2 protein-coding genes are annotated in these 2792 nt (G+C 45.7%); both read right to left on the bottom strand.

Features of this window, described 5'->3' with window-relative positions; translation table 11 throughout:
* Positions 1–455 (bottom strand): outer membrane lipoprotein chaperone LolA (lolA, locus tag ABYB02_RS16360; protein ID WP_372763434.1); only part of this gene is annotated, 455 nt, incomplete at its 3' end.
* On the bottom strand, positions 455–2792 hold a 2338-nt coding region (locus tag ABYB02_RS16355; protein ID WP_372763433.1), incomplete at its 5' end, for a DNA translocase FtsK. The genes ABYB02_RS16355 and lolA, both read right to left, overlap by 1 nt.

Raw genomic sequence — 2792 nt, 5'->3', positions numbered from 1 at the left:
GTAATATCTAGCTGCTCTACTTGGCTTTCAATACCCTCGTTTGGCGTGACGCTAAAGCCATTATTGGTTGCCAGTACGGCGTATTTTTGCCACTGTGCAGGGTCTTTAGAGGTTAATAACACAAACGGCGTTGAGTCAATTAAACTGTGAGTGTTCATGATAGTGACTTGCTCTGCAAAGCTGTCGAAGTAATAGGTTTTATCACCGTTTGATACAAATAGTGTATCGTCGGGGTTAGTTTGCTGCCAGCGGATCATCATTGGTTGCTGCAGCGCAAGTGTGCCCTCGCCTTGCATTACGGCTTGACCTTGTTTGTCGGTTACCTGCTGTACAAACTGCGCCTTAAAGCTGGTTAGTGTCGCTAATTGATCTTGCAGTGCTTGGCTGTCGTCAGCAAAGCTAGGTGCAGCTAACAAACTGCCTAACACCCATAATAAACCATTAAATTTTTTCATTAATTTGCTCCATTAGGTACTAATACATCGCGCGCGCCGTTGTGTCCTGGTGAGCTTACGATACCTGATGTTTCCATTTGTTCTACTAAGCGTGCTGCTCGGTTATAGCCAACACGTAATTTACGCTGTACCGATGACACAGACACCTTACCGGTTTCTATTACAAACGACACGGCTTCGTCGTAGAGCGGATCTGATTCATCATCCGCATTTTCGCTTGCTTCACCCGGTAATAAAATATCTTCTGTGGCATCGCCATTCAGTATTTCGTCAATATAATTTGGTTTCGCACGGGCTTTCCAATCGTTTACCACGGCGTGTACTTCGTGGTCGTCTACAAATGCACCGTGTACGCGTTCTGGTACGCTGGTACCCGGCGGTAAATACAACATGTCACCCATGCCCAATAAGTTTTCAGCCCCTTGTTGATCAAGGATGGTGCGCGAGTCTATTTTACTCGATACCTGAAACGCCATTCGTGTGGGTATATTGGCTTTAATTAAACCGGTGATCACATCCACTGACGGCCGTTGCGTGGCCAAAATTAAATGAATCCCAGCCGCACGCGCCTTTTGTGCAATACGGGCAATCAGCTCTTCTACTTTTTTACCTACAATCATCATCATGTCGGCAAATTCGTCAATTACCACCACAATACTGGGTAGTTTATCAAGCTCATCGGGGCCGTCTTTCATGCCGTCGGTGTCTTTAAATAATGGATCCATAATCGGGTAACCCGCTTCTTTGGCCTCCATTACTTTTTGATTGTAACCTTTTAAATTACGCACCCCTAAGGCCGACATCAACTTATAACGGCGCTCCATTTCACCCACACACCAACGCAGTGCATTGGCGGCTTCTTTCATGTCGGTAACCACTTCACACAATAAATGTGGAATGCCTTCGTACACCGAAAGCTCCAGCATTTTTGGGTCAATCATGATCATGCGTACATCTTCTGGGCCCGATTTATACAGTAAGCTTAATATCATCACATTAACCCCCACTGACTTACCCGAACCCGTGGTACCGGCTACCAGTAAATGGGGCATTTTGCCTAAGTCGGCACACACCGGCTGACCCGCAATATCTTTACCTAGCACCATAGTGAGTGGGGATGGATTTTGCTCAAACTTCGGCGCGTTAATCACTTCTGATAAACGCACAATTTCACGGTATTTATTTGGCAGCTCTATACCGATATAAGTTTTACCCGGAATAACTTCTACCACTCGCACACTAATTGCTGAAAGCGAACGCGCTAAATCTTTTGAAAGCCCAGTAATTTTAGACACCTTAATACCCGGTGCTAAATCAAGCTCAAAACGGGTAACAACAGGCCCTGGGTAAACCCCTACCACGGTTGCTTGTACGTTAAAGTCGAGTAATTTTGTTTCAACAAGGCGCGATACGCTATCAAGCTCTTCTTGCGAAATAGGGTTTTTGGCTTTGTCGGGTCTGTCGAGTAAATCCAGCGACGGCAAGGGTCCTGGCGGTGGCTCTTGCTCTAATAATTGCTCAAATTTCTCTTTTGCCGTAGGCGGTGGCTGAAACTGTGCTTTAGGCTTATTGATTGGCCTTGCAGGAGATACCACTGTTGTGGCTGGTTTTTCTGGCTCCATCACTTGGCTTTGATCCAGCGCATTAAGCGCCGCTGCCGTATCTAGTGGCTCGTCATCTATAGCACTAAAGCCAATTTCCTGATCGAGTATATCGTCAAGCTCGTCAAACGGCATAAATTCGTCGCTCATTTGCGGCTCATTTACTGGCGCTTGCGGTGCGTTTAGGGTTTGTTGTTGACTGCTGTTTTTGCGGTTGCTAGTTACGTTTTGTGGTTCGCTGCTGGGCGCTGCAAATTCAGCATCAACTTGGGCGTTATTATTACCCGCAAAACGCTCACGCTGCATCCAGCCTTGAGCGTAATTAGCAATAATATGATACAAGCTAACAATTAAACTGCCTAAGTAGTCAACAAATTGTACCCACGACACACCGGTTAATAAGGTTAAACCCGCAAAAAAGAAGCACAGCAATAAAATAGAGGTGCCAGTAAAATTAAATGCTGGCATCATCGCCGTGGCTATCACATCACCCACTACCCCACCGGATGAAAAGTTATAAATATCGTCAAAATTAATACTACTAATGGCAGTGGCTGAGGTTATAAATAACGCGAAGCCAATTACCCGCAGCGCTAAAGTGGTGTAATCGAGTTGCAAAATACGATGCGGTTGTTTAAATAATAAATAGCCAAACAGTTGTATTGCGGCGGGTACAAAGTAGGCAAGCCAGCCAAAGGTCAGTAATAAAATATCGGCTATCCATGCGCCCGCGGTG

Source organism: Pseudoalteromonas sp. (genome assembly GCF_041613455.1).
Classification (GTDB): Bacteria; Pseudomonadota; Gammaproteobacteria; order Enterobacterales; family Alteromonadaceae; genus Pseudoalteromonas.
The sequence above is the reverse complement of the archived record's forward strand: the minus strand, read 5'-3'. Positions and strand labels throughout refer to the sequence as shown.